This is a genomic window from Leptospira stimsonii (assembly GCF_003545885.1).
Lineage (GTDB): Bacteria > Spirochaetota > Leptospiria > Leptospirales > Leptospiraceae > Leptospira > Leptospira stimsonii.
In genome coordinates this window covers 147,477-173,547 of record NZ_QHCT01000005.1, presented here as the reverse complement: position 1 = coordinate 173,547, position 26,071 = coordinate 147,477, and the positions used below count along the sequence as shown (strand labels likewise).

Here is a 26,071-nt window from a genome sequence, read left to right as displayed (position 1 = left end):
GGTAGAATATTTCAAAAAGACCGATTGTCCAATATGCGGAAATTCCTAGAAATACAGACGCGGTCGTATCGGAATACCGAGGATATACTTTTAAAAAAGCGGGGAACTCGAAGCAAAAAAACGACGGGCCTCATCAAAAGCAAAAGAATCCAATAAGGCGTCAACTCCGTTTTCGCATTCCAACCCTGAGACACCTCCGGTTTTTTGAGAAGATAGTAAACGAAGGGAAGAATCAAATAGATTGCGGTATTGATTCCGTAGTTGAAACAAAGAAGAGAAAGATACCGGATTTCTTCGGGTAAGAAAGCGAACAATCCCAGGTCTTCGAAACGGACCGAGCTGATAAAAACCAAAGTAGTCCAAACGGAAAAGACGAGCCAAAGAAATTCTTTTTTTCGTAAGAGGTCTCCCCGCTTGTAAGCGATGATATAAGATCCGAAACCCGCGATCAAAGAAAGTCCGTAAAAGAAAAAATGAAACGTATAGATCGCAAAGGTCCCTTTCCACATTTTTGTGAACGTAGGACGAATCTGAAACGTATAATTCAGAAGAAGACAAAGGAAGACAAAGACGATCGAAAAGAAAAGGTGACCGTATCGAACGTCATCTTGAAAGTATTCGAAAATAAAGCCGAAGAGCTTTTTCAATCTATTTCATACTCTTGAATCGTTTCAAAAGTTCCGATGAAAATTCTTGAAGCGCTTTTTCCTTGCTTTCCGATACGATCGATGTTTCGTTGATCCATCCGTAAGGGCTCGTGGAGGACGAGGACGCTTCGGATTCTGTGGTGAGATAGAGATATTCGTTTTTTACGTCCCAGAGCGTCCCTTCCAACGTGAACGTAGATTCTCCACGAGTGCCTGGGACGATCCAAATTCCGACGATTGTCGCATAGAGCAAACTGAGAAGATTCGGGTTTTGTTTGTAGTGAGAAGTCGATTTGATAACCAAAACCGCATCCGCTCCGTATCGGGATGCAAGAATTCTTATTTTTTTGATTCCGTCCAATGATTTGGTTCTATTCGGATAATAATTCTTAAATCCGCTTCCTTCTCTTTCCGAATCCAAGGCATAGACGGAAGCGGAAATGAGAAACATTTGAGATACGATTTTCTCCGCTTTTAATGTTTCTTCGATCGTGAGGATCGTGGATTTATTCTTCGCATCAATTCGATAATACGATCCGTCCGTTTCCAAAAAGTAAACACCGACTCGAAACGGAAGACGAAGCTGAGGTTTGAGGGAAAGATAGTGTTTGATTTCTTCGGAATCGATCACGATTTTATTCGGATCCACAGGCGGCAGAGAACCTCGATCGTATCCTGTGCTCGCACAACCAATCTGTAATGACAATAAAAGAATCCAGATATTTTTTTTCATAAGTCCTTCGGCTCCTTGGCTCAACATTTTGTATCCTTGCTATCTTCTTTGTAAGACATTCTAAAAGAATTCTTTTTGCAAAAGGTCCCGCTTTATTTTGTCGAGACAATCTTCGTGAGAGTTCCAACATCGTTTTGTCGAGACAATCTTCGTGAGAGTTCCAACATCGTTTTGTCGAGACAATCTTCGTGAGAGTTCCAACATCGTTTTGTCGAGACAATCTTCGTAAGAGTTCCAACGTTGTTTTGTCGAGACAATCTTTGCAAGAGTTCCCACACTGTTTTTTCGAGACAATCTTCGTGAAAGTTCCCACACTGTTTTTTCGAGACAATCTTCGTAAGAGTTCCAACGTTGTTTTTTCGAGACAATCTTCGTAAGAGTTCCAACGTTGTTTTTTCGAGACAATCTTCGTGAAAGTTCCCACACTGTTTTTTCGAGACAATCTTCGTGAGAGTTCCCACATCGTTTTGTCGAGACAATCTTCGTGAGAGTTCCAACGTTGTTTTGTCGAGACAATCTTCGTAAGAGTTCCAACGTTGTTTTGTCGAGACAATCTTCGTAAGAGTTCCAACGTTGTTTTGTCGAGACAATCTTTGCAAGAGTTCCCACACTGTTTTTTCGAGACAATCTTCGTGAAAGTTCCCACACTGTTTTTTCGAGACAATCTTCGTAAGAGTTCCAACGTTGTTTTTTCGAGACAATCTTCGTAAGAGTTCCAACGTTGTTTTTTCGAGACAATCTTCGTGAAAGTTCCCACACTGTTTTTTCGAGACAATCTTCGTGAGAGTTCCCACATCGTTTTGTCGAGACAATCTTCGTGAGAGTTCCAACGTTGTTTTGTCGAGACAATCTTCGTAAGAGTTCCAACGTTGTTTTGTCGAGACAATCTTCGTAAGAGTTCCAACGTTGTTTTTCGAGACAATCTTCGTGAGAGTTCCAACGTTGTTTTGTCGAGACAATCTTCGTGAGAGTTCCAACATCGTTTTGTCGAGACAATCTTCGTAAGAGTTCCAACGTTGTTTTGTCGAGACAATCTTCGTGAGAGTTCCTACGTTACTTTTTCGAAGCAACTTTCGTGAGAGTTCCTACATCGTTTTTTCGAAACAACCTCATTCCAAAAATAAAAAGAATCCAAATCCTTCGTTTGTAGTAATTACGACAAACGGGCCTTGATTTTTTTTTACTTGAAATCGGACTTCAAGTCCGCATCAAAGATGCTCGGCAAAATCCGCCTTCATTACAAAGCTTCTCTCACAGGGAAGTCAATTCGCACCGGGGAATAGAGAACGCAAATCGTTCAAGGAACGAATCCCTTGGATTTGAATGTCCAAACTCTTATCGATCTCGCTTACGTTTCCTTCGGGAACGATCACCTTCTTCATACCGACTCCGGCGAGTTCCTTGATTCTTAAGCTGGCTTGACCGATGCTCCGGACTTCACCGGAAAGACCCACTTCTCCCAAAACACAGGTTCCTTTCGGAAGAGGTTGATCCAGATAACTCGAGATGATGGAAGTGCAGATCGCGAGATCGAGCGCGGGTTCGTCTGCGTCGAGGCCTCCCGCGAGATTGCTGAATATATCACATTCTCCTAATTTGAGTTTGATGTATTTCTCGATCACTGCCGCGAGCAAAATCAAACGGCGCGTATCCGGACCTTCCGCCATTCTTCTCGCTTGCGAAAAACCGGACTTGCTCACAAGAGCCTGCACTTCCACGGTCAGAGCTCGACTTCCTTCTAGGACCGCGCTGATAACGGAACCGCTTCTTTCTTCGGCTCCCGTGCTGATAAAAACCTGATTTCGATCTCCGACTTCCCGGAGACCACCGGAAAACATTTCAAAGATCGCGAGATCTCCGACCGCGCCGAAACGATTTTTCACGGCACGCAACAGACGATAGTAATTGAGACGATCTCCTTCGAAATAAAGAACCGTGTCCACGAGATGTTCTAAAACTTTCGGACCTGCAATCGCACCTTCCTTTGTGATATGACCCGTCATCAAAATCGGAATCCCCGATCTTTTCGCGGTTTCAAGCAACACTTGTGTACATTCTCTGAGTTGTGTTACGGTTCCTGCTTGGTTCGGAAGGGCTTCTCTTGCAATCGTCTGAATCGAATCCACAAAAACAACGGCGGGTCTTTCTCCTTCGATCATCGCAGAAATATTTTCCGCGTAGGTTTCCGAAGTAAGAAACAAGTGAGAAGAACGAATCCCCATTCTTTCGGCGCGCATCCGAATCTGAGATGGAGATTCTTCTCCCGAAATATAAAGAACTTTTTTGTTTGCGCTTGTCAGTTTGCGAGAGACTTCCAGAACCAACGTGGACTTCCCGACTCCGGGTTCTCCTCCGATCAAGGTTAAGGAACCGGGAACGAGTCCTCCTCCCAAAACGAGATCAAGTTCTTTCAAACCCGTTCCCATTCTTTTGAGAGATTCTTCTTCCACCTTATCGAGAGGAATGGGTTCCTTATACGATTTATTCTTCTGAGAATTTCCGTTCGAGGCGGCGAACCTTTCCCCGCCGACCTCTTCCACGATCGTATTCCAGTTTCCGCAGGACTCGCACTTTCCGGCCCAGCGAGCGTAGTCCTGACCACAAGACTGACAAACAAAGTTTCGAGTGAGTTTCTTTTTCAATGTTCGAAGAGCGCGGGCATCTCAAGCCAATCGATTTGGTTGAATACGGGAAGACAACGAAACGCGTCTCTTGCCAAAGATTCTCTTCCTTCCCTCACAAGAATTTCTGTGAGTTTCTGTTCGAGAGAAATCAAATACTTCACGTCCCCGCTTGCGTAGTCGACTTGGTCTTTGGTAAGAATTTTTTTTCCCCAGTCCGAGGATTGATTCTTCTTATCCAAGGTCTCGTCGTAGAATTCCCGAATCAAATCCTTGAGTCCGTGTTTGTCCGTATACGTCCTTGCAAGTTTACTCGCGATTTTTGTGCAAAAAACATTTTGCATCGCGATTCCTAAACGATAACGTAGGAAGAGAGTATCCATTCTTGCGAAGTGAAAAATTTTTACGATCTCGGGATTTTCGAATAAAGACTTGAGATGAGGAGCTTCTTTTTGATCCGGAAGAATCTGAACCAAACTCACGTTATTGGAAGAATCGCAGATCTGAACGACGCAGAGTCTGTCCCTTCTCGGGTTGAGTCCCATCATCTCGCAGTCTACGGCCAAACGGTCGTCGGCCAGATATTCTTCGAATCTTTTTTGTGTCAGATCCCCGGGAAAAAGCTCCGGTTTTATAGTTGAACGTTTTGGAGGCATAATTTCATAATAATCCGTACTGCGTGGTTTCGGGAACCAAAAATACAAAACAAGGCCGCTGGAATTTTAGAAAAGTTCCCGTTTGAAAAAACGAAAAGCGATCCAAAGCGATAGAACAAAAGAATGAGAGCCATATTAAACTACAAAGTCTATGAGGACGCGTTCGTTTCCTCTTTTGAATTTTCAGGAAAAGAACTGAAGAGCAAGAGCGATTGCGGAAATTTCTCCCTTGCCCTCGGTTATAAAAAAACGGGAAAGAACAACGTTTACAAACCGACCTTAGAATGGATCGGAGAACTCAGACCCAAGGCAGGAACCGAAATTCTTACCTTGGAAATCGAACTTCCTCCGCATTCCCTCGTAAATCCGAAACTCTTTCAACACGGATATCAGTCTTGGAGTCTCACCGGAGTTCATTCTTTGAGCGAAGCAGACCAATCTCCACGCCTCGACTTCCTTCAATACACCGAGGAGAATATCTATACAAAACATTCCGGGGTCGGCGGAGACTGGCACAGCGAAGGAATGATTCTTCTTATCTCTTCTTCCAATGATCCACATTACTTCGCCGGAGCGACCGGTCCCGGAGAACAAGGAGTCAAGTTCCGAGCGATTTCTTCGGAAAGAAAAGAGGAACTCGCAAACGAAAAGAAAAAATCCTGGTTCCCATCTTCGGGAATTTCCTTGATCTACGATTTTTATCGCTACGAAGATTTCAGAGGAAACAAACTTTCCTTGACTCCGATCAGCGTCGTTCGTTTTAGCACAGGCCCGGAAGCCTTTCTCAAAAAGTATTTTAGCGAATTAGGAAAAGCTCATAAAGTAAAACTCTCCTCGACTCAGGTTCCTACCGGTTGGTGTTCTTGGTATCACTACTACACCAAAATTTCGGAAAAGATCATCTTGAAGAATCTGACGCTCGTGAAGGAGAAAAAACTTCCGATTCAATTCTTCCAGATCGACGACGGCTATCAAAAGGAAATCGGAGATTGGCTTACTACGAACGACAAATTCCCCGGAGGAATGCGTCTTATAGCCGAAGAAATCCGGAGAGAAAAACTCACTCCCGGGCTTTGGCTCGCACCCTTCTTAGTGAGAAAAAAATCAGAATTCTTCCAGAAATATCCGGAAGCGGTCTTGAAAGATCGAGACGGAAAACCGGTTCCCGCACTTTGGAATCCTCTCTGGGGAATGGACTACACGTATTGTATCGACGTTACCCATCCCACTTCCCGGGACTTTTTAGAAAATGTCTTTTCCACCCTCGTAAAAGAATACGGATATCCCTATCTCAAACTCGACTTTTTATACGCGGCCTTGCTTCCGGGCTGGACCTATGACCGAGGCGTGTCGCCTCACAAGCGTTATGCGGATACGATCCGTTTTATCCGAAAGGTCGTAGGAAAGGATGTTTTTCTTTTGGGTTGTGGGGCTCCTACGTATCCTTCGATCGGACTTTTTGACGCGATGAGAATCAGTTGCGACGTCGCTCCGTTCTGGGGAAGAGAAAAGAAAAGAATTCTCGTAAACGATAAACACGCACTCTGCACGGAAAGAGCCTTGATCAACGACATCACGCGCGCTTCCATGCACAGAAATTTATGGTACAACGATCCGGATTGTCTTCTCGTAAGAGAAAGTAAAAATCAGATGACTCCGGCACAAACTCAGTTTATGGCGAGTGTGATGGCCGTGAGCGGAGGAATGATTCTTGTGAGCGACGACCTCGCGTTGATCGGAGAAGAAAGACTTTCCTTATTGAAAAAAACCTTAGAACTCGGAGCGAAGTGTAGAAGCAAAACTCCGATTCCAGTCGGAATCACTTCCGGTCTATTTCCTCCGGCACTTTATAATCCGGCAGGCTTTTTAGGAATTTGGAATCCAACCGAAGAAGAAAACACGATCGAAATCCAAGTTCCCTTCGCGACCAAACAAAAACAGTTTCCCGATTTCTGGACGGGTAAGGTTCCGGAGTCTCTGGAGTTTTCTCCAAAAACAGGAATTCTTAAATTGAAACTTCCTGCGTTCGGATCCGTAATTTTACAAACGGGAAAAGTTGTTTGACTGGAATTCAATCCCGGATAAAATTCCAACCGAAAAACAATCACACGGAGACTCCAATCTGATGAAACGCACTCAAAAACAACTCATGGCTTTGGTATTAGGACTTTTCATACTCAGTCTCAATCACTGCTTTATTTCGGAATCGATTTCAGCGGGAGTAAACTCTCTGAGTAAATCTTCCGATTCTTTACAAAGCCTTTCCGGTTCGATCAAGTCGATCTCCGGGTCCGTAAGTTCCATCTTCTCTTCTTCTTCCAGCGACGATGAGAAAAAAGAAAAAGCCTATTTAAAAGACGTTCGCGATCTTACGGCGATGCACGTCGAAAACGGATTTCAAGAAATCGAATTCAAAAACGATCTTACGACCCTCGCTCTTCAAAACGGACTTACAAACTGGAAGTCGTTGCGCGTAACGTATCTCGGAATCGGAAGCGGATTGAAAAAAGCGGGAGTGAGCGAAGAGAAATTCCAAACCTTCGTACAAGGATTGGGAACATCCAAACCGGAAATCGTAGAGTCCATTCAAAAAGGATTCACTCAGCTCTGAGATTTTTTTCCTTTCTTTTCTCCTTTGCCCTGCTCTTACCGGCAGGGCTGAATTCCACACCGACCACAGCCGATTTTATCTACGTCGACGCAAACACGGGACAATCCAGCGGAGGACATACCGGAATCCGAGTCGGAAACAAAGTCTATCACTATCAATATTTTCCGGACGATATCTTTCATCTGGTGAGAGAATCGTACGATGACTTCGCCTTCAGTTATAATATTCTTTCCAATCGAACGAGCGTCCTCACTCGACTGGATTGGAACTCAAAAGAAATTTCAATCTTAGAATCTGGACTCAACCACCTCTATCTCGTTCAGTTCAAACATTTACAGAACTGGGAAATTCTCAAAAAAGAATCTAAGTTCTTCGAGGAATTGAATTCTCCCGAAAAAAAAATCGGACTCCGGGCGACAGCATACTTTACAAAAGAACAAAATTCTAAAATTACAAAGGATCTAAAAAAAGAATTGGAATCCCGATTCGGAAAACTTTTCCTTTTTGAATTGGAGAATCGCCTCAAAGAAGAAGTTCTTTCTCCGGAGAACGGACTTTCCGAGATTCGTTTTCCTTCTCTGCCGGAAAGAATGAGCGCCGATCGGTTCCCTTTTTTTTCGCAAGGACCGTATTTAAAAATTCGTGATACGCTCGAAGGAATTTTGCTCTGTCAGATCTTAAAAGAAGAATGGGGTTTAAACTCTGAACTTCTGATCGACGATTCGAAAGACGTTCTTTCCGAAAAAGAAATCGAACTCTTAAAAACATTCTTTCAAAGACAAAAAGAAAGTCTTTTGCAGATTCTCGAGGAACAAGATCCGGGTTGGGCGTTTAGCGCGTTAGTCGCTCTTGGAAGGATGCAGGCGATTCAACAAAGTTTAGAATCGGGTTTTCCAGTCTTTCTTTCCAGTTTTCCGGAAGATTCTCCGCTCATCCAAAAAGAGGCCGCAAGAGATCAAGAAGCGGTCCGTCACGTCGAAGGAGAAATGTCTTCGATTGTTTCTCTCGCGCGTCAAAGAATATCGACTCTAAACTCCATTACGGAAAAAGAATATCAAATCTGGGAGGATGCGACCAACCGCGCATTCGAGTTACAGGAAGGGATTGCTCAGGCGATTCCCGTTCGAATGTATTCCGGAAAATTGATTCCGCAAAGGGAGAACTTTTTTTTGATTCCGATGTCCTTACCCGAAAATTCTCGACTCAGAGAATACGCCGAAATTTCCAAAAACAGAGAACTTGAATATCACTCCCGCTTGAAAAAGCTCTATCCGTTTCATCTCCTCTCCCAAAACTGCACGACCGAGATCATCCGGAGCGTCCAGAAAACCTTCGATTCGCAAGAAAGAATCTTTCCAGGCGTAAGAATCGTTACGAGCCTATCGCCGACGATCATTCCATTCTACGCGTCTCATTCAATCTCAAAAGAATGGAAGACTTCCGGTGAAACGGTTTTTCTATCTTATCGGAGACAAAAGCTCAAGGAAATTTTGGGAAAAGAAGCTTCCCTGGAAACTCAAGTGAGGGAATCCTTTACGTTCACTTCTTCACTTTACAAGAAAAATCGAGAAGATCATTTCTTTCCTCTTTTCACGGACGACGTCTTCTGGAAAAGACCGCTCTATGGAATCGTAAATTTCGGAACAGGAGTCGGTCTTACTGCCGCCGGCCTTTTGAGTCTCCCCTTTGACAAAGGGGAAGGCCTTCAAAAAGGGTTTCAATCGGCTTTTTTCAGTTTACCAGAATTCGTTTTTTTTAATATTCGAAAAGGAACATTTCCTTTTGTTCCGATGAAGGATCTTCCAAAGAAGCTTTTTCTGTTTCAAGAAGAAGATTGATCGATTCCGATCCAAATCAAATCGTTCCGTAATGATACCCTCACTTTTTCGTAAATCGAAATTTCCTGCGAACATTTGGTCCGACAAAGAATTTGCTCCCTAAAAAAACTTTTTCGAGCTTAAAAACTCCCGCAAGTAGGATTTTTTAGGAGTTCCTACACGGGAATTTTTTCTTGCAAAATTAGAATTTTGTGATATAGGAAAGTCTTCCGGAATTTTTCCGCCCCCCACCCCTCCACCCGAAATTTGGGAGGGGCGCGCCGCTTTCACAGGAGAGTTGTCGTTGTTCCTACCGATTCTTCCTGAGATTCTGGTTTCAGGGTTTGGAACAAGTTCTCCTTTCGAAAAACAATTTTGCGAAGTCCTTCCTTGCTCGAAGGCCGTGGTCCATTTCTCAAATCGGAAAATGCATTGGGGAAAGAGCCTAAGGGATTTCGAGTAAAACGTAAGACGCGTCGTCCCTATATTCTTTCGCGGGAATCGCGGAACGGACATAGGTGTCTAACGCATTCTTCATCTTTTTAATCGGCTCCTGACCCGACTTGTGAATCTGGTTCAATTCTTCAATCAAGGGATGGTTGAGATTGTTGATGATTCCGTCCGTAAAAAGAAAAACGACGTCTCCCGAGTTTACAAGCACTTCGTGATTGGGATATTCGACGTCTTCCAAAATTCCCATCAATTGCCCCGATTTTTCCTTCAAGAAAGAAAAACCTTCCTTGTGAAAATGAACCGGAAACGGATGCCCGCCTCTTGCGTAGACAAGCTTTTTTTGATCCGGAAAAAGAATCACACAAGCCGCAGTCATACTGTGAGTTCCGATATTCAGACAAAGTTCCTGATTCATCTTTTTTAGAATCTCCGAAGGATTGTCCGAATTCTTAAATTCTTCCCTCGCGAGCGTAGTCATCAACAGCGCGATCAGACCCGATGTGACTCCGTGGTCCTCCACGTCGCCTAACAAAAGAAGAATCGATTTTTCCTTTTTCAGGATGACATTAAAATCTCCGCTCACAAAGGAAACCGGCGTGATATCCGCTTCCACTCGAAACGGTGAAAGATCCGGAATCGAAAAGATTTTCCCTTGAACTCTGGATGCGAGACGAAGATCTCTCATGATCACTTCATCTCGAAGATCTCTTTCCTTTAGGATCGTATAATAATCGTAAGCCCTCTGAATCGCGATCTGTACGGTTTGAATGGAGAATGGTTTGAGAAGAAAGTCGCTCGCCTTGTGGGTCAAGGAAGTTACTACGTTGTTGATATCGCGTTCTCCGGTCATCATGATGACCTGAGTTTTGGATTCTAAATTCTTAAAGTATGGAAGTATTTCTAATCCACTGCTTCCCGGCATATGAATATCGAGAAATACGATCGGATTGAGTTCTTTTTCGAAATACTGTTTTCCCTGTTCTACGGAATCAAAAAATACGCTCTGGTAACCCAGTTTTGTAAGAATGAGTTCCAGGGTCTCGCCCACGTCTCTGTCGTCGTCGAGAATGATAATTTCCGGTCTTAGGGAAAATTCTGCCATATTAGACTTTCCTTATGTAATGAGTCCCTGAAACGATCTTTTTCACTTTTTTATAATAGTCCTCATCGAAAAGAGCCGACTCCAGATAGTTATTGATACAGGAAACCATCTCGCCGTATTTCCAGACGTACGCTTCACCCGTTGTCGAATCGCATATTTTTTCGCCGTGAATTTCATTGCTGAGTTCTCTTAGATTTGTTCTACTAAAAGACTGAAGAATCGCTCGAAACTTCCCTTCCTTTTCGGGATCGACGAATTGAAATGATTTATGAAAAAGAACCGCATCGTGAAAGTATTCCGGAATATTAAAGGCTCCGTATGCTCCCATTTTGGTTGCAAGAATTCGGATAAAACTTGTGATTTCATTCATCACACTCAAGCCGGGGAATTCTTGACCTTGATGGAGTTTCTTTTTTACTTTCATCGTTTTCGCTTTTAGATTCTGGGTCAGGAGCCAGTCAATATAAACGAGCTTGTAGGATTGATCCAGCTTTTTAAACTGAAAGTCTGAAAATTTTAAACGCATATGAACCAGAATTCCACCTGAGGGATCCTTGATATAAATCCGATTGTCCATTTCGGAAATTCCATCCAAGGTGATCTGAAAATCGGAGTATCCCCTCGCTTGAAGAATTCGAAACATTCCTGCTTCTTCCATCATCACTCGGACTTCATCGATCGTGAAACGATTGAAGAGGCTGTTTTCGATTCCGAGAGAAGTCTGAAATTCACGGGAGATGTCGATCATCCCGAGCTCTTGACCGTCCAAAAAACCGGGATTTCCCTTGTTTTTATCCGAATCGGAGAAGATTCCCATAACGTTAATCGGCCGCGAATACCTTGATCGTATTGTAGTGGATTGTGACCGTATCGTGAAAGTCCTTCGCGTAACCTCCTGCGGGAAGAATCACGACCGGAGCATCGACGCGAAGAGCGAAGTCTCTTACGATCTTATCTCTCTTTCTCAATCCCTGAAAGGTGAGTTTCAAATCTCCTAAAGAATCTCCTTCAAAAGGATCGGCACCGGCGATGTAAAAGATAAGATCGGGTTGAAAGGAAGAATGGATTTTCTCAAGAGATTCTTCCAAAAGATCGTGGTATTTCTTATCATCGGTTCCCTCGTCTAAGGCGATATCCATTCCCGATCTTTCTTTTTTAGGATAAAGATTCTCTTGATGCATGGAGAAGGTAAACACGTTCGGTTCGTTCTGGAAGACGATGGAGTTTCCGTTTCCCTGATGAAGATCCAAATCGATGAATAATACTTTTTTGCCGGGATTCTCTTTTAGAAATAATTTTCCTGCGATCGCGGCGTCGTTGAGATAACAAAATCCTTCCGCGCGATCCGGCATACTGTGATGAAAGCCGCCGCCGATATGATAGACAAATCGATACTTCTTCGTAAGTTCCATCGAGAGAATCGTTCCTCCTACAGCGAGTACGAAACTTTGGACGATTTGTTTTGTAAGAGGAAGCTCGGAATATTGGGTTCTTTCTGTGAGTTTCAGGGAAAAAAAATCTTTTAAGAATTCTTTCGTGTGAACCAAGGCCAACTCTTTCTCTTTGGCCGGATCCGGTTTGTGCACATAGAGATCCGCGAGTTTAGGATCTTGTTTTACGAGATTGTAAACCATCTGGTACTTCCTAGCAGGAAATACGTGGGGACCCAGATCCATATTATAATCCGGATGATATACTAAACCAATTCGTTCTAACTGCTTCTCCAAGGAGAGGACGCCTATTTTTGGTTCATTCTATTTTCCTCTTTCCGTTCGTAAAGAGGAAATATTCGCTGGAACAACGGAAGGCATTTCTTTACAATTGCCGTTCATGAAAACCCTAAACGGGAAAAAAACCAAAATCGTTTGCACCATCGGCCCCGCTTCCTCATCGGAAGAGACCATATTTTCCATTCTCAAGGCCGGAATGGACATCGCTCGAATGAATTTTTCACACGGGACTCACGAATCGCATAAGAGAGTCTACGAGACTCTTCGAAAATGTGAGCAAATCTCCGGGTTTCCGCTCGGAATCATGGCGGATCTCCAAGGTCCAAAAATTAGAACCGGAAAATTAAAGTTAAACTCCATTCTACTCCATAAGGACCAGGAAATCAAAATCGTTCCGGACGCGGAACTCCAAGGAGACGAGGAAACGATCGGTTGTACATATCCGAATCTGATCCAAGATATCAAGGAAGGAGACAAGATTCTCATCGATGACGGGAAACTCGTTCTCAAGGTCCTTTCCAAAACTTCGGATTCCGCGATGTTAAAAGTCGTCGTGGGAGGAATTCTCTGGAGCAACAAAGGGATCAATCTTCCGGGAACTCCGATCTCCGCGCCCGCTTTATCAGAGAAAGACATTGAAGATCTGAAGTTCGCGCTCGCTCTGGGAGTCGATTACGTCGCTCTCAGCTTTGTAAGAACCGGAGCCGATTTGGAATTAGCAAGATCTCTGTTAGCTGGGACGTATACGGGACTCATCGCAAAGATCGAAAGACCCGAAGCGATCGGGAACATAGAAGAGATCATCGAACGCGCGGACGGAATCATGATCGCGAGAGGAGATCTCGGAGTCGAGATCGAAACGGAGAAGGTTCCGATCCTTCAAAAAGAATTGATCTACAAACTCAACCAAGCCGGAAAACCGGTGATCACCGCCACACAGATGTTGGAATCGATGATTGAAAATCCGAGACCCACGCGAGCAGAAGCAAGCGACGTTGCAAACGCAGTGATGGACGGAACGGACGCGGTGATGTTGTCTGCGGAATCCGCGAGCGGACATTATCCGGTCGAATCCGTTGAGATCATGGCAAAGATCATCCAGGAAACGGAAACGATCGATCATATCTATGAAATTCACTGGAACATCAAAAAAACGTTTTTGGAATCCGAAAGAACGGCGCTTGGAAACGCGGCGAGGGAAATCGCTCACGGAATTCATGCAAAAGCCATCGTCAACTTTACGAGAAGCGGTTACTCCGCTTTGATCACTTCGGAGATGCGTCCGAAGGTTCCGATCTATTCTTTTACACCATTTGCGACAACGGCGAGGAAGATGAAACTCTACAGAGGCGTGATTCCGTTTGTGATGCCGTTTTTTACAAGACTGGAAGATATGATCGCTTATATGAATCAAAAACTCAAAGAAGACGAATTTCTGTTTCCTGGCGACAAGGTCGTGATTCTTTCCGGAGCTCCGGGGGCGAGCGTTCGAAGCGTGGACTTTCTACAGATCTATAAGATTCATTGAATTTGTAGGATTCTGAAAATCACTTCTTCACTAAAATCTTTCGTGAAGAGAGTAAAACATACTCGTCTTGGTTTTTTCTTACAGATTCTGCATTAGGACGTCAGACGATAATAAATTAGAATATTAATATTTTCTCATTTTATTGGTAAAATTCAACGAAATAGACCCAATCGACTTTTTGTGCGATTTTTAACTCATCTTTCAAGTCCAGATTCCGTGCGAGTCCCCACATTGCGCGGGCATTGGGGAAGATTCGTAAAGACTGTTTTTGCCGTGAGTGTACCTCGAACGGACTTTAAGTCCGTTTTCAGGCTTTTTTCTAAAAAACTATCTATCTAGGAATTCCTACAAAAATACATTTTAATTCTCAAAATAATGAAACAAGACCGCCTGGAACCGGACGAAGCCTTCTCACAATCTGAAAAACTAGGTCTTCTAAAATACAGAAGGAGTTCCCACTTTTTTTGCGAAACCCGAACCCGAAACATTCTAAAAAAATCATTCACGCTCGAACTCTGAAGCTCCTACATTTTTGTTACACCAGGAGTTTGTTGTCTACTGGAGTCCAAAAGGTCTTGATAAACGAAAATTCATTTCCTCAAAGCGGAATTATCAAAACCGAGATAATTCCAACGGACATTCCCGAGCATTAGAATTTTATAAAGCCTTTTTACGGAACAAAAATAATCGGAATTTCCCTCGCAGATCTTTACGGGAACTCGATCCTGATTGGAAGAAAGATACGTAAAGGCAAATTTGCCGACCACCTTGTCAAAAGATATCGGCCCAAGCACTCGGGAATCGACAGAACCGTCCCGATTGTCCGCTAACACATAGAATTCGTTTTCCGCCAGTTGAACCTTTGGAAAAAGTAAAAGCCCCGAATTCGATTTCGATTCCAGAATCGTAACCAAACGATTACCGAGGACCTCCAACAAGACGATTCGTTCCTGAGGATCCAAACCGGATTGGAAGTCGGTAACCTTTTTCTCCGAACTTTCCTGTGGAATTTTTTCACCGTTCACACTCAGTCGAGTTATCGAAAAATGATCCGGAGTTTCTTCTTCGCTTATCAAAACCGTTTCCCCCGGAAGACCGACGATTCTACCGAGCGACTGAGTGCCCGATTCTTCATTTTGATACGCGATGATATCCCCTCGTTTTAATTCCTTCTTATAAAATAATTCCGTAATATAAAAGGCGTCGTTTACGTTAATATCGGGTGCCATCCCGGAAGAAAGTTGAACCTTGGCTTTTAGGATCCTATCCTTTACGAGTTCGTCAAGGGCGATGCCAAACAAGAGCAAAAAGAAAATCGTAACCGGCAAGAACCAATAGGGAGAAGGAAAACTTCGCGTAGCCGTCGATCTTGTCTTCTTAATCGAGACAAGGGTGGCGAAAATTAAAATTCCCCAACTCAAAAGAAGACAAAAAATCAAAAAGGATAACGCGGCCTTTCCGGAGCGATTCTCGAAAAGTATATAAGTAAAAACGGTAACGAACAAGCCGGCAAACAGGGCGTAACCGTAGAAAATCCAAAACAAAAGACGATCTTTTAAAAAATAAAAACCGAAGGGAGGAAAGATTAAGTTTAAAAATAGGCCGATCACTTTTCGTTGCATTCTTCGTTACTTCCGAGTCATTGTCGGTTTAAAAAAACACTACGGGAAAAATAGGGAAATCATAAAACAAAAACGAGATCGATATCTTTTTAATGCGACAGGAAAAAACGATGGATCTCATCCCAATATTTTCTTACGATCAAATCCGTACTGAGGTGACCACCCTTTTTGAGGAGTTTCAGCCTGATCTTCGTACGATCTGCAAAGTCTTTCACGACCGTTGCTGGGACATAAGGATCGTCCACCGCATGAAACATTCGGATCTTAAGCGGATTCAATTCCTTTATGTGAAACGCAGGGTTGAAAAATTCGCCTTCGTAAAGTTTTTTCCAATTCTTTTCCGGAAGTCGATACGCGTTCCCGAACGTTTCCTTCAAATAAGAAACGTAATTTGGATTTGCTGTTTCTGCGGCTTGCTCTTCCTTTAAGATTTTCCAATCAACGACGGGACAATTCGCGATCACTTTTTTTACTCGAGAATCCAAAGAAGAAAGAAGCGCTGTCGCACCTCCGAAACTTCCTCCGATCACGAAAATCTCGTCCGGCATGACCTCGAAACTTTTGTAAAAGGAATTCTCTCGAATTGTTTTGAGATCCAGAACTTCGTCGATGATTTCCTTGATATCCAAGTGAGGAGAATGTTTCAAAAACTCTCCGTCGCTTTCCCACGCTCCACGATATCTCGGATAAATCACCCAATAACCCTTGGCGGAAAGGAATTCCACGAGACCTTGTTTTTTAGGGATCGAAGGCATTCCGTCGCAGAGGAGAATCAACCTCTGCGTTTTTGTTTTTCTTTTCGGCGGAAGGAATTCCGCTACGATATCTTTTTGAAATCTGGTTCTATACATGAGTTTGGAATAACCATTGCCATAAAAAATGAATCGGAAAAGGTCGGGTTTGATTGTTTGCAAAAAAAGATAAACGAAGACCTTCCCTACTCTGATATTTAAAAAGAAAAGCTGGACCGATCCAACATGACTTACAGAACTTTTGTTTTGTAGAATATTCGATCTTCGTAAAGTATTTTCCCGACCTATGGATTCATTTATAAAGATCCGGAAAACTGGTCTTCAAGTCGGCGAAAATCCGCTTGGAAAATTCGTCCGGAGACGCGTATTTTTCGATGCATATGGAAATGTGACCGCTCGCCAAATGAGCAACGATCTGGAAAAAATTTCCGTAGGAAACGACGAGATGATCCAAACCACCACAATCGATATCACCCCTTTGTTTTGCGAGAAGTAACAAAGCCGGATTTACGATCTGCTCCTCGTAAAAATCGCTGTCCGAAGAAGACGAATTTTCGACTCCGGATCGTTGTTTTTTTGTGATGACGCCGTTCCATCGAATTGCGACGTAACGGACCTCCTCTCCTTTTGAAAAAGTAAATTGGATGATTTTCTCCGGATCGATCATAAATATGATACCAAGAATATTATAAAATTCGAATACCCGGAAAAAGTTTAAATTCTTTCAAGATCGTGTGCGCAATTTTCGTTTTCATATCCCTTCTTTCACGAACGTGCGTAAGATAACGAAGCGAAAAAAGAATCCCGCCTTCTTCCAGGGAAAGATAAACGATCGGAGACGTTTTTCCGAGACGTACCAAATAATTTTTAGAAAGCTCTTGTAATGTATATTCGATCTCTTCCTGATCGATCACGGCGTTGTTTTGAATGATTCCGTTCAGGAGTTCTTCCGCTTTTTCAAAATCGGAATCGTAAGGAATTTTGATTCTCATCTCGTCCCAAACGTAATTCATCTTGTCCTTTACGACGACGATCGGCTTTAAGATTACGTAGTGATTCGGAAAGTGAACGAGACGATTCGTGGATTGATCGGATTTCGGATCGGAGGAAATTTCCATAAGAGTAAAACGATTCATTCCTATGTTGATCACGTCTCCTCGAACACTTTCGATTTCGATTCGATCTCCGACCTCAAAGCCGTTGCTTCCGTGAATAAAAAACCAACCGACGTAATTGAGTGTGATATCCTTCAAAGAAATTACGATCCCTGCTCCGGCAAGTCCCATAACGGTGGGCAAATAGGAAAGTCCGGAAAAAGCCACGGGAAGAAGAATAATCAAACCCAAGATTACGAAGGACATCCGCGCCATCTTTCTTCTATTGTAACGCGCGGTGACGTCCACAGTCGGGCGAAAAAAATCCAAAACAAAAAGAATCACTCGATACGAAAAGATCAGAAAGAGAATAAAATAAACGATGAGAATCAATTCTTCCGCAAGACTTCTTTCCTTCATTCTAAGAAGAATGAAAGGATTGATGGCTTTTAAAAAATCGACTTCAAAATTCATAGAAGACCTTTTTGTTTTCGAATGCTCAAGATGATATCGCGAGAATCGACCGGAATATCGTAAACAGGCGAACCCGGTTTTTCCAGAAGCACAAAACGGATCGAACCGCCGACGTTCTTTTTATCGTGGAGCATGTGTTTGGCGAGTTCCTTCGATTTCAACTTCGTCTGAAACGGAAGTCGATAACTCTTCAGCGACTCGATCGTTTCTTTCGTTGTAGAAGGATCCAAACCGGATTTCTCCTCGCTGATCAGGAGCGCAGTGACAAGGCCGATCGCGACCGCTTCTCCATGGGAATATTTCTTATACTTCGTAACCGACTCGATCGCGTGTGCGGTCGTATGTCCCAGGTTGAGAATTTTTCGAAGACCCGTTTCCTTTTCGTCGCTCGAAACGACGGAAGCCTTAAATCGAACCGACTCGGCGATCATATAAGGAAGAACGGAAGATTCTACATTCAAATCTTGGAATGAATGTTGTTTTACTTTTTCCCAGTATTCTCCTCCGGAAAGAAGAGAATGTTTGATGATCTCGGCCTGACCGCATCGCCATTCCCGATCTGGAAGCGTGGAAAGAGCGAATAACGGAGCAAAGACGAATTCGGGTTGGTAGAAGGAACCGATCATATTCTTCCCAAGATCCGCGTTCACCGCGACCTTTCCGCCGACTGACGAATCCACACAAGCAAGAAGAGTGGTGGGAATCTGAACAAAACGAATTCCCCGCAAATATGTCGAAGCGATAAAACCCGCGAAATCACCGACCACCCCGCCTCCGAAGGCCAAGATCAAAGACTTACGATCAGCCCCGTGTTTGATGAGTTGGTTGTAGACGTCACCCGTCTTTTCGATATGTTTTGCCTTCTCTCCACCCTTGATATAAATCTCTTGAAAACGAATTCCCAAAGCGGAGAGTTCCTTTTCCAAATATTTCGCGTAGATGGAATGAATCGATCTTTCCGTGATCAAAAAAATCGATGTGACACCGGAAAGTTTCGCGAGTTCTTCCGATAATCCGGTGAGGTCCGTATGAATTTGCACCGGGACCGATTTGTGTTCCGTGTTTACTTGTATGGTTTCGATATGACTCATTTTTTTTCTGATACCCAGATGCTTTTGATAAAGGGCGCCGGACTCAAATTTCCTTCCAAAAGAAAAGACTTGATATCGGGTCTAAGATCCATTTCCCGAACGGCGGCCGGACTAAAATATCCGAAGCCGGTAATTGCCTTTTCGTTGAGATTGAGTTCCGGAACTTCCTTTTTTACGTTCACTAAAAATACGAGTTGAATGAGATGTCTTTTTCCGCCGGGTTCAATGGATTCGTTTAAGAGAAGGAACGAAGCCGTTTTCATTTCAAGAGAAAGTTCTTCTTTCAATTCTCTTCGAAGCGCGTCCTCTGCGCTTTCGCCGAATTCGATTCCGCCGCCCGGTAAAAGCCAATAATAAGAATCTTTTTTCTTTTGTTGGATGAGAAGGATTTCGTTTTGGGAATTGAATATAAGAGCCGCTACCCTGACTCGCATTCCCTTCTTTTTAAAGAAAAAATCCATACTAACTTGATTGTCGTCCTTTGATTCGTTGAATCTTGATTTGGCGAGGGACGTTTTCTTCTAAGACCCTCTTTTAATCCGATTGTAAAGTTCTCTCGCGGCGTTTTGTTCCGCGGCTTTTTTACTCACTCCGCTCCCGCTCGCTTCCCATTGATCGCGAATCCGAACGGAAACTTGAAAAACTTTCGCGTGATCGGGACCAGATTCTCCTTTCAAGCGATAGACCGGAAGAACCTTGAAATTTTTCTGAGAGTATTCTTGGAGTTGAGTTTTGTAGTCTCTGACAGATTCCTCTTTTTCCGGATTTTCCGCAAATTCTATTAAGTGTTTTAAGATGAATTTTTCGGAGGCTTCGAATCCGAGATCCAAGTAGATCGCTCCGACCAAGGATTCAAAAAGATTCGCGGAGAGTTTGCGTCTTCCTTTTCCCTGAGAACTCGCCTCCCCTTTGCCTAAGAGAAGATACTCGGAAAGACCTAGCTTCTCCGAGATGGTGTTTAGAATGGGCGTAGAGACGATTCTCGACTTAATCCGGGACAATTCGCCTTCACTGGCCCTGGGATAGTTTTGAAAGAGATAACGCGCGGCTACGAGACCTAAGACGGAATCTCCGAGGAACTCCATCCGTTCGTTGTCTTCCGGGATTTCGAGATTCTCATTTTTATAGGAACTATGAATGAATGCGGTATTATAAAATTCAATATTGGAAAATTTGATTCCGATTTTTTTGGAAAGCTTCTGTAGAGTTTTGACCCGCTCCGGGTTTTTGAGAGAAGAAGAAGATTGTGATTTTTTAAAGATCAAAGGAGGGAAAAAAGAATTCCGAGTTCCGTGAAGAACCCGGAAAGTCTCAAACGATTAGGACTTGAGGTTGTCGATGAACTTTGTAACGTCACCAACAGTTTGAATTTTCTCAGCGTCTTCGTCAGAGATTTCGATTCCGAATTCTTCTTCGAGAGCCATTACTAATTCAACTGTGTCCAGAGAATCTGCACCGAGGTCATCTATAAAGTGAGCCTCAGGTGTAACTTCAGATTCATCCACTCCAAGTTGTTCTACGATGATAGATTTAACTTTTTCAAAGTCTGCCATTGTTTCCTCCGTACCACATTTTGTGGTATGATGATTTTTTGTTAGATTTAGTCAGGTGGATATAAAATCCACCGAATTTTATAGATTTAATTCCGAAAATATTTGGCAAGCCAATATACTTTTTTTCAGAAAAAAACTCCCTTAAATTGTTCCGAAGTTTTTGTTCTTCAATTCGATTTTTATCATTCAAAAACGATCTGATGCGTTGCAAGAAAGAACACATAAGAATGCGTCTCATTCGGAGAGAAAAATTCTTCAAGAAGGAATGAACGATGATTCTCCTAGAATGCCTCGAGTCCTTCTTGGAATGGATTCTACGAAGAGAGAGAATTTTGGTTTTTTGATAAGAGTTTGTCTCATTAGAAACGATTTAAAATAAAAACCGTTCCTTGTTCCGGATTCTATTCTAAAATGAATTCTAAGAAAGTAAAAAAGATGAATTTAACCAGGAGAGGGTAAGAAGAATTGAGTGAGAATTCTTTTTTTCGAACGAATTAAAGGAAATAAAGAAAATTGGAATCTTCTTCCACTCCGATTTCGGAATGGAAGAAGATTTCGAAACGAATTATTCGGTAACGCCCGGAAGAAATCCTCCGCCGTTCACTTCTATTACCTGACCGGTAATGAAAGAAGAGATGTCGGAAGCTAAGAATGCGATGGTGTTCGCAATGTCTTCCGGAAGTCCGGCTCTTTTTAGAGGAATCGCCGCAACCATTGCGTGTCTGATTTTTTCCGGAATCGCGTCGGTCATTTCCGTTGCGATAAAACCCGGTGCGATCGCATTACAACGGACCTTACGAGAAGCCATCTCGAGAGCAACGGCTTTTGTAAAACCGATCACACCCGCTTTGGAAGCCGAGTAGTTAGTCTGTCCAACGTTACCGTTTACTCCTGCAATCGAAGAAAGATTGATGATCGATCCGCCGTTTGGATTTTTCATCATGTATTTAACAGCGGCTTGGGTGCAGTTAAAAGTTCCGGTTAAGTTTACTGCGATGACCGCGTCCCACTGCTCTTTTTTCATTCTCATAAGAAGAGTGTCTTTTGTGATTCCCGCGTTGTTTACGAGAATGTCGACGGAACCGAATTCTTCCACACAAGCATGGATTGCTTTTGCAGAAGATTCAGAATCGGCTACGTTGGTTCCGATTCCGATGGCTTTTACTCCGGTTTGTTTTGCGATTTCTTCCGCAGTCGCCTTGCTTGATTCTTCGTTAAGGTCTGCGATAACAATATTGGCTCCTGCTTTTGCAAGAACGAGGGCTGTGGATTTTCCGATACCGCGTGCGGCTCCGGTGATAACAGCGTTTTTTCCTTTTAAATCGATCATAATTCTTTCCTTTCGGGTGCTCTGCGGCTAAAGTATTTCGGTCAAATACCGGGTCAAGGGAGTTTTCCCGGTTTTGAGGCGATGTGACAGAACGAACGTTCTGCTTTTCTATTTATTCCGTTGGAAAACGTTTTTGAAAGGGAAGTTTTTTGTGAAATCGGTGAAAAGTAGGAACTCATACTTTTACAAGGGAAAAACTACGAGACGTTTGAATCACCTTGTAAAGTGGGAACTCACACTTTCCGTCCTTCTTGAAAAGAAAGGAATCCTGTTCCTCAGAGCATTTTCCAAAGTTCTTTCCTGCTCCCGGAAAACGTTCTACAAGAGATCGAAGAACGATTCTAAATCTTTGAAGTGTGGGAACTCCCCTCTTTCCTCCGAAAAAGAATCAGCCCTGATCCATTCTGTAGGAACTACGACACACCGTGAAAAGCGGCGCGCCCCACCCTGAATTGGGTGGTGGAGGCGGGTCCGTGGGAAAAAAGCGAGAGACTTTCCTATATCATAAAATTCTTATTTTGCAAGTAAGAATTCTTCTCTCACTCTTGTCGGAACTCCCACAGGAAAACTTTTCGAATCGCACATACGATTCTACTTTTGAGATCAGCCTCCAACCGCAGAGGATTCCATTCCAAGAACGTAAACCGGGGAGAAGCCACCCCCTGGAGTTCTAAAATTCGTGGTCTGACCTTGATACAAACGCGCCGCTAAAAGTAGGATCTCCTCTCGGAATACATACGTTCTCAAATCCATCTTATATGGAACTTTTTCTCCGTCCTTGAAAAGAATTCTCTCGGAAGGAAGAACGATCTCTTGAAAGATATTCTCCCCTTGAAGAATTTCATCAAAGGTTCCTTTGGTAAGTTTATCTCCTCTATAGGCGGCTTTACTTCCATATCCTCCGGAGGCAGGTTTAAAGAAAAATTTCTTTCTCTCTTTCCAGAGTTCTTCGGCATTCTCTTTTTTCACAACCCCGGTGAAAGGAATGAATTTTTCCAAAACTTCAAGATCGGATTCTTCGACGCCGGCATCGCGTAGGAACTCCTCGTTCTTCCAAAAAACCAAATTCGTCTTCTTTGCGTAGAGTTCGTAGTCGAGCGGGTTCGGAGTTACGACCGTCATTTCCTTTTCCCAGGAAGACCGGATCTTCTGATTTTCCAATTCCGAAAGATAAAAATCAGTGAGACGGTTATAAATAAGATCCACTTTCTTTCCTTTGAAGAAAATGGATCCTCCTTCATCCAAAGTCAAAGAATTTGGTTCTACGATCTCGCAGGCAATTCCCTTCGATAAAAACATTTCTTGGAACAAAAGAAATTCGGGATAAAGAAACTGCTCCTTCGGGCTTTTGTCTACGATTGCAACGAAAGTAGGAACTCCATCTTTTCCCGCGGCCTTCCATTCTTCCAAAAAGGAATCAAAGAATCGATTTTCGATGGCCAAAATTTCTTCCGCACTCGCGAGCGCGTCCCTCACTTCGGGACAACATTCTTTCTGAGCTTCCACCAACTTCGTCTGTAAAAAGGCGCCTCCCGCGTTCGTGTTGATCTCGATCAATTTCGGACCTTCCTCGGAGAGATGAAAATCAAAACTTAAAAAAACACCACCTTCTGAAAAACGACCTCTCAAGTTCTCGGGAAATTCTTTGAGAATCTCCTTTCTCACCTTTTCGTTTTTAAGAATTTTCTGAATTACTTGGATCGTCTTGCGAATTTTAAGAAAATCGCTCGGATCCAAAAAGGAGGCGCTGGATGCAAAAAAACGATCCGTCAAGGAATCAAGATCGGAATTCTCTTCGCTCATGGAAGCTTTAATTTTTTTAAGAAAACTCCGGTCCAAAACTTCTTTTTCGATCGTTATACACTGACATTCTCGATTGAATACTTTTGAAATCGTCGTCATCTTAGGCCTCCTTTACGACTGGACTTTGAAACCATCGTTTCCGCACTCCAAGAGCGACTCTTACAAGAAGAATTAAGGCCGGAACCTCCACAAGAGGACCGATCACTCCCGCAAATGCCTGACCGCTCGAAATACCGAAAACTCCTATGGAGACCGCGATCGCGAGCTCGAAATTATTTCCGGCAGAAGTAAAAGCAATCGATGTGGTTTTAGAATATTCAACTTTCATAATTTTTCCGATCCAATAACTGATAAAAAACATAATAATAAAGTAAATCAGCAACGGAACGCTAATAATTAGAACATCGAATGGAATCTTAAAGATCAAATTCCCTTTGAGACTGAACATAAAAAATATAGTAAACAAAAGCGAAAAAAGGGTAATCGGGGATATCGCAGGGAGGAATTTTTCCTCATACCAAACGTTTCCCTTGGAACGAATCAAAATCACGCGGCTAAAAATCGCGGCCAAAAAAGGAATCCCGAGATATAGGAAAACACTTTCAGCGATTTGTCCGATCGTAAGATTGATTTCCGCACCCGAAAAACCCAAGTAAGGAGGTAAAACGGAAATGAAAAAATATGCATAAATACTATAAAAGAATATCTGAAAGATGCTATTCAGAGCGACAAGACCCGCCGCATAATCTCGATTCCCTTCGCTCAATTCGTTCCAAACTATCACCATCGCGATGCACCGAGCAAGCCCGATTAAAATGAGTCCGATTCTGTATTCGGGATAATCTTTTAAAAAGAACACGGCTAAACCGAACATCAACAAAGGTCCTACGATCCAGTTTAGAAAAAGGGAAATTGCAAGAACTCTTACGTTTGAAAAAACTTCCTTCATTCTTTCAAACTGAACTTTTGCGAGAGGGGGATACATCATCAAGATAAGACCGAACGCCAAAGGAAGATTCGTGGTTCCGATCGAAAGGCCGCTTAAATCTTCCTCGACGCTGGGAACCAATTTACCGAAAAGAACTCCTCCGCCCATCGCGAGAAAAATCCATAGAGTGAGATAACGATCCACAAAATTTAATTTTGAATTCATTTTTGCCTCAGTCGCTAAAAGCCGCAGAGTTTAATTTCAGTTCTTGGATCCAGTTTTGAGAATATTCACGGATCATTTCACGAACCTTTCTAAATTCTTCTCGGATTTCCTCTTCGTTTCCTTTTGCTTTTGCGGGATCCGGAAAGTTATGATGAAACCGCAAAGCCTTGGAAGGGAAGTAAGGACAGTTCTCTTTCGCGTGGTCGCAGACGGTGAGAATATAATCAAACTCGATGTCCTTGTATTCGTTGATATGATTGGAAGTATGATTTCCGATATCGATTCCGACTTCTTTCATCGTTTGAACGGCTCTTGGATTGACCCCATGCGTTTCGATTCCTGCGCTAAAGATCGTCGCACGATCGCCGGCAAAATGGCGCAACCAGCCTTCTGCGATTTGACTTCTACAACTATTTCCCGTGCAGAGCACGAGTATATTCGGCTTTTTCATGGGCAACAATTCTCACTTTGTGATTTTCTTAAATGTTCCAGATTCTCAAAAAAGGAATTCAATTCTTTCCGGAACTCCTTCACTCTGGACCAATCGATACAATAACAGGATTTATTTCCTTCCACTTCTCCCTTGATAAGTCCGATCTCTTTGAGTTCCTTGAGATGTTGAGAGACCGTCGCCTGTGCTAAAGGTAGAACTTCCACAATTTCACCGCAGATACATTCGTTTCTTTCGGCGATCGTTTGCAGAATCGACAAGCGCGCCGGATGGGAGAATGCTTTTGAAAATTCCGAGAGAAGAATCGTGCTTTTCGTAAACTTCCCTTTTTTGTTGACAACCATATTCTTTATCGTAATTATACGATAAAGAAGTCAAGAATCTTCTTTTGAATTTTAGAAAAAGGGAACTCCGTGCCTAAGTTGGAATATTTCTTTCATCCAAATTTTGAGAATGTTTTGAACCTTCTTCAAGACAATGCTCTTCCAATAGAAGATCTCAAAACTCAGGATCTAAATAATTTTATCGGCTACGGAGACCAATCCGAACTTGGTGCGGTCATCGGACTGGAACTACACGGGGAATCCGCGTTGTTGCGCTCTTTAGTATTAAAGGATTCGATTCGAAAACAAGGAATCGGAACTCAACTGGTGCATAAAATCGAAGAGCGGGCCCGTCTTCTTCGAGTAAAAAAAATATTTCTCTTAACCGCGACGGCTCGAAATTTTTTTATACGACTGGGATATCAGGAGATTGAAAGAGATTCTCTTCCGAGCGAAATCAAAAGAACCGAAGAGTTTACTACGCTTTGTCCAACGAGCTCTTCGATTCTTATGAAAATACTATAAAC

General features: G+C 43.0%; 26 protein-coding genes. 5 read left to right on the top strand and 21 right to left on the bottom strand.

The window, feature by feature from the left end; genetic code table 11:
* Nucleotides 1-11: 11 nt before the first annotated feature.
* From DLM75_RS17485 to DLM75_RS17465, 5 genes are all read right to left on the bottom strand, one after another.
* Entirely contained in the window at nucleotides 12-647 is a 636-nt protein-coding gene (locus tag DLM75_RS17485; RefSeq protein ID WP_118969791.1) for a hypothetical protein, read from the bottom strand.
* 1 nt (nucleotide 648) lies between these two features.
* Complete coding sequence (locus tag DLM75_RS17480) at nucleotides 649-1,380, bottom strand: hypothetical protein (RefSeq protein ID WP_118969920.1); 732 nt, start codon at nucleotides 1,378-1,380, stop codon at nucleotides 649-651.
* Between the two features lie 92 nt (nucleotides 1,381-1,472).
* Nucleotides 1,473-2,450 carry a hypothetical protein gene (locus DLM75_RS17475; RefSeq protein WP_118969790.1) on the bottom strand — a complete coding sequence of 326 codons (978 nt, stop codon included), beginning with the start codon at nucleotides 2,448-2,450 and terminating at the stop codon, nucleotides 1,473-1,475.
* A gap of 192 nt (nucleotides 2,451-2,642) precedes the next feature.
* A complete protein-coding gene (gene radA / locus DLM75_RS17470) occupies nucleotides 2,643-4,022 on the bottom strand; it encodes a DNA repair protein RadA (protein WP_118969789.1) in 1,380 nt (459 codons plus the stop codon).
* A complete protein-coding gene (locus DLM75_RS17465) occupies nucleotides 4,019-4,657 on the bottom strand; it encodes a ribonuclease D (RefSeq protein ID WP_069606629.1) in 639 nt (212 codons plus the stop codon). The genes radA and DLM75_RS17465 overlap by 4 nt, the downstream gene beginning before the upstream one ends.
* A gap of 123 nt (nucleotides 4,658-4,780) precedes the next feature.
* On the opposite strand from DLM75_RS17465, the gene DLM75_RS17460 reads away from it, so the two are divergent.
* The 3 genes from DLM75_RS17460 to DLM75_RS17450 all read left to right on the top strand — a co-directional run bounded on the left by DLM75_RS17460 (nucleotide 4,781) and on the right by DLM75_RS17450 (nucleotide 9,106).
* Complete coding sequence (locus DLM75_RS17460) at nucleotides 4,781-6,721, top strand: glycoside hydrolase family 36 protein (protein ID WP_118969788.1); 1,941 nt, start codon at nucleotides 4,781-4,783, stop codon at nucleotides 6,719-6,721.
* Between the two features lie 61 nt (nucleotides 6,722-6,782).
* Entirely contained in the window at nucleotides 6,783-7,268 is a 486-nt protein-coding gene (locus DLM75_RS17455; protein WP_118969919.1) for a putative lipoprotein, read from the top strand.
* Nucleotides 7,269-7,297: 29 nt separating this feature from the next.
* Complete coding sequence (locus DLM75_RS17450) at nucleotides 7,298-9,106, top strand: hypothetical protein (RefSeq protein ID WP_118969787.1); 1,809 nt, start codon at nucleotides 7,298-7,300, stop codon at nucleotides 9,104-9,106.
* A gap of 424 nt (nucleotides 9,107-9,530) precedes the next feature.
* Here the strand turns inward: DLM75_RS17450 and DLM75_RS17445 are convergent, their stop codons facing one another.
* From DLM75_RS17445 to DLM75_RS17435, 3 genes are read right to left on the bottom strand one after another with little or no spacing between them, the layout of a single operon-like run.
* Entirely contained in the window at nucleotides 9,531-10,640 is a 1,110-nt protein-coding gene (locus DLM75_RS17445; RefSeq protein ID WP_118969786.1) for a SpoIIE family protein phosphatase, read from the bottom strand.
* 1 nt (nucleotide 10,641) lies between these two features.
* On the bottom strand, nucleotides 10,642-11,457 hold the full coding sequence (locus tag DLM75_RS17440; protein WP_118969785.1) for a hypothetical protein: 816 nt from the start codon (nucleotides 11,455-11,457) through the stop codon (nucleotides 10,642-10,644).
* A gap of 4 nt (nucleotides 11,458-11,461) precedes the next feature.
* A complete protein-coding gene (locus DLM75_RS17435; RefSeq protein ID WP_118969784.1) occupies nucleotides 11,462-12,367 on the bottom strand; it encodes a histone deacetylase family protein in 906 nt (301 codons plus the stop codon).
* 103 nt (nucleotides 12,368-12,470) lie between these two features.
* Here DLM75_RS17435 and pyk point away from each other — a divergent pair, with 103 nt between their 5' ends.
* Nucleotides 12,471-13,898 carry a pyruvate kinase gene (gene pyk, locus DLM75_RS17425; protein WP_118969782.1) on the top strand — a complete coding sequence of 476 codons (1,428 nt, stop codon included), beginning with the start codon at nucleotides 12,471-12,473 and terminating at the stop codon, nucleotides 13,896-13,898.
* Nucleotides 13,899-14,488: 590 nt separating this feature from the next.
* Here the strand turns inward: pyk and lepB are convergent.
* The 13 genes from lepB to DLM75_RS17350 all read right to left on the bottom strand — a co-directional run bounded on the left by lepB (nucleotide 14,489) and on the right by DLM75_RS17350 (nucleotide 25,565).
* The gene (lepB, locus tag DLM75_RS17420; protein WP_118969781.1) at nucleotides 14,489-15,520 is read right to left on the bottom strand and encodes a signal peptidase I; all 1,032 of its coding nucleotides are present in this window, start codon (nucleotides 15,518-15,520) and stop codon (nucleotides 14,489-14,491) included.
* An 89-nt stretch (nucleotides 15,521-15,609) separates the two neighbouring features.
* Nucleotides 15,610-16,371: an alpha/beta hydrolase family protein gene (locus tag DLM75_RS17415; protein ID WP_147456656.1), complete on the bottom strand. Its 762-nt coding sequence runs from the start codon at nucleotides 16,369-16,371 to the stop codon at nucleotides 15,610-15,612.
* 193 nt (nucleotides 16,372-16,564) lie between these two features.
* A complete protein-coding gene (locus DLM75_RS17410) occupies nucleotides 16,565-16,939 on the bottom strand; it encodes a hypothetical protein (protein ID WP_118969779.1) in 375 nt (124 codons plus the stop codon).
* A gap of 19 nt (nucleotides 16,940-16,958) precedes the next feature.
* Nucleotides 16,959-17,840 carry a mechanosensitive ion channel domain-containing protein gene (locus tag DLM75_RS17405; protein ID WP_118969778.1) on the bottom strand — a complete coding sequence of 294 codons (882 nt, stop codon included), beginning with the start codon at nucleotides 17,838-17,840 and terminating at the stop codon, nucleotides 16,959-16,961.
* Nucleotides 17,837-18,931, bottom strand: coding sequence for a 3-dehydroquinate synthase (gene aroB / locus DLM75_RS17400; protein WP_118969777.1), 1,095 nt, complete (start codon nucleotides 18,929-18,931; stop codon nucleotides 17,837-17,839). Before aroB ends, DLM75_RS17405 begins: the two co-directional genes overlap by 4 nt.
* Nucleotides 18,928-19,392: an NUDIX hydrolase gene (locus DLM75_RS17395; protein WP_118969776.1), complete on the bottom strand. Its 465-nt coding sequence runs from the start codon at nucleotides 19,390-19,392 to the stop codon at nucleotides 18,928-18,930. The genes aroB and DLM75_RS17395 overlap by 4 nt, the downstream gene beginning before the upstream one ends.
* 60 nt (nucleotides 19,393-19,452) lie before the next feature.
* Nucleotides 19,453-20,196, bottom strand: coding sequence for a ribonuclease III (rnc, locus tag DLM75_RS17390; RefSeq protein ID WP_118969775.1), 744 nt, complete (start codon nucleotides 20,194-20,196; stop codon nucleotides 19,453-19,455).
* Nucleotides 20,197-20,250: 54 nt separating this feature from the next.
* On the bottom strand, nucleotides 20,251-20,484 hold the full coding sequence (gene acpP / locus DLM75_RS17385) for an acyl carrier protein (RefSeq protein ID WP_000753030.1): 234 nt from the start codon (nucleotides 20,482-20,484) through the stop codon (nucleotides 20,251-20,253).
* A gap of 565 nt (nucleotides 20,485-21,049) precedes the next feature.
* Nucleotides 21,050-21,814 carry a 3-oxoacyl-[acyl-carrier-protein] reductase gene (gene fabG / locus DLM75_RS17375; protein WP_118969774.1) on the bottom strand — a complete coding sequence of 255 codons (765 nt, stop codon included), beginning with the start codon at nucleotides 21,812-21,814 and terminating at the stop codon, nucleotides 21,050-21,052.
* Nucleotides 21,815-22,417: 603 nt separating this feature from the next.
* Nucleotides 22,418-23,716 carry a circularly permuted ATPgrasp domain protein gene (locus DLM75_RS17365; protein WP_118969772.1) on the bottom strand — a complete coding sequence of 433 codons (1,299 nt, stop codon included), beginning with the start codon at nucleotides 23,714-23,716 and terminating at the stop codon, nucleotides 22,418-22,420.
* A gap of 1 nt (nucleotide 23,717) precedes the next feature.
* Nucleotides 23,718-24,770 carry an ACR3 family arsenite efflux transporter gene (gene arsB / locus DLM75_RS17360; RefSeq protein ID WP_118969771.1) on the bottom strand — a complete coding sequence of 351 codons (1,053 nt, stop codon included), beginning with the start codon at nucleotides 24,768-24,770 and terminating at the stop codon, nucleotides 23,718-23,720.
* 7 nt (nucleotides 24,771-24,777) lie between these two features.
* Nucleotides 24,778-25,221, bottom strand: a complete 444-nt coding sequence (locus DLM75_RS17355; protein ID WP_118969770.1) for an arsenate reductase ArsC — start codon at nucleotides 25,219-25,221, stop codon at nucleotides 24,778-24,780.
* Complete coding sequence (locus DLM75_RS17350; RefSeq protein ID WP_118969769.1) at nucleotides 25,218-25,565, bottom strand: ArsR/SmtB family transcription factor; 348 nt, start codon at nucleotides 25,563-25,565, stop codon at nucleotides 25,218-25,220. The genes DLM75_RS17355 and DLM75_RS17350 overlap by 4 nt, the downstream gene beginning before the upstream one ends.
* 69 nt (nucleotides 25,566-25,634) lie before the next feature.
* Between DLM75_RS17350 and arsN2 the strand changes: the two genes are divergently transcribed.
* Complete coding sequence (arsN2, locus tag DLM75_RS17345) at nucleotides 25,635-26,069, top strand: arsenic resistance N-acetyltransferase ArsN2 (protein ID WP_158586487.1); 435 nt, start codon at nucleotides 25,635-25,637, stop codon at nucleotides 26,067-26,069.
* Nucleotides 26,070-26,071: the final 2 nt, after the last annotated feature.

Bases quoted from the DNA above. Each gene is read 5' to 3' on its own strand.
- DLM75_RS17480 (WP_118969920.1), bottom strand. From the start codon at position 1,380: ATGAAAAAAAATATCTGGATTCTTTTATTGTCATTACAGATTGGTTGT.
- DLM75_RS17465 (WP_069606629.1), bottom strand. From the start codon at position 4,657: ATGCCTCCAAAACGTTCAACTATAAAACCGGAGCTTTTTCCCGGGGAT.
- DLM75_RS17460 (WP_118969788.1), top strand. From the start codon at position 4,781: ATGAGAGCCATATTAAACTACAAAGTCTATGAGGACGCGTTCGTTTCC.
- DLM75_RS17455 (WP_118969919.1), top strand. From the start codon at position 6,783: ATGAAACGCACTCAAAAACAACTCATGGCTTTGGTATTAGGACTTTTC.
- DLM75_RS17445 (WP_118969786.1), bottom strand. From the start codon at position 10,640: ATGGCAGAATTTTCCCTAAGACCGGAAATTATCATTCTCGACGACGAC.
- DLM75_RS17440 (WP_118969785.1), bottom strand. From the start codon at position 11,457: ATGGGAATCTTCTCCGATTCGGATAAAAACAAGGGAAATCCCGGTTTT.
- pyk (WP_118969782.1), top strand. From the start codon at position 12,471: ATGAAAACCCTAAACGGGAAAAAAACCAAAATCGTTTGCACCATCGGC.
- lepB (WP_118969781.1), bottom strand. From the start codon at position 15,520: ATGCAACGAAAAGTGATCGGCCTATTTTTAAACTTAATCTTTCCTCCC.
- DLM75_RS17415 (WP_147456656.1), bottom strand. From the start codon at position 16,371: ATGTATAGAACCAGATTTCAAAAAGATATCGTAGCGGAATTCCTTCCG.
- DLM75_RS17410 (WP_118969779.1), bottom strand. From the start codon at position 16,939: ATGATCGATCCGGAGAAAATCATCCAATTTACTTTTTCAAAAGGAGAG.
- DLM75_RS17405 (WP_118969778.1), bottom strand. From the start codon at position 17,840: ATGAATTTTGAAGTCGATTTTTTAAAAGCCATCAATCCTTTCATTCTT.
- aroB (WP_118969777.1), bottom strand. From the start codon at position 18,931: ATGAGTCATATCGAAACCATACAAGTAAACACGGAACACAAATCGGTC.
- DLM75_RS17395 (WP_118969776.1), bottom strand. From the start codon at position 19,392: ATGGATTTTTTCTTTAAAAAGAAGGGAATGCGAGTCAGGGTAGCGGCT.
- acpP (WP_000753030.1), bottom strand. From the start codon at position 20,484: ATGGCAGACTTTGAAAAAGTTAAATCTATCATCGTAGAACAACTTGGA.
- fabG (WP_118969774.1), bottom strand. From the start codon at position 21,814: ATGATCGATTTAAAAGGAAAAAACGCTGTTATCACCGGAGCCGCACGC.
- DLM75_RS17365 (WP_118969772.1), bottom strand. From the start codon at position 23,716: ATGACGACGATTTCAAAAGTATTCAATCGAGAATGTCAGTGTATAACG.
- arsB (WP_118969771.1), bottom strand. From the start codon at position 24,770: ATGAATTCAAAATTAAATTTTGTGGATCGTTATCTCACTCTATGGATT.
- DLM75_RS17355 (WP_118969770.1), bottom strand. From the start codon at position 25,221: ATGAAAAAGCCGAATATACTCGTGCTCTGCACGGGAAATAGTTGTAGA.
- DLM75_RS17350 (WP_118969769.1), bottom strand. From the start codon at position 25,565: ATGGTTGTCAACAAAAAAGGGAAGTTTACGAAAAGCACGATTCTTCTC.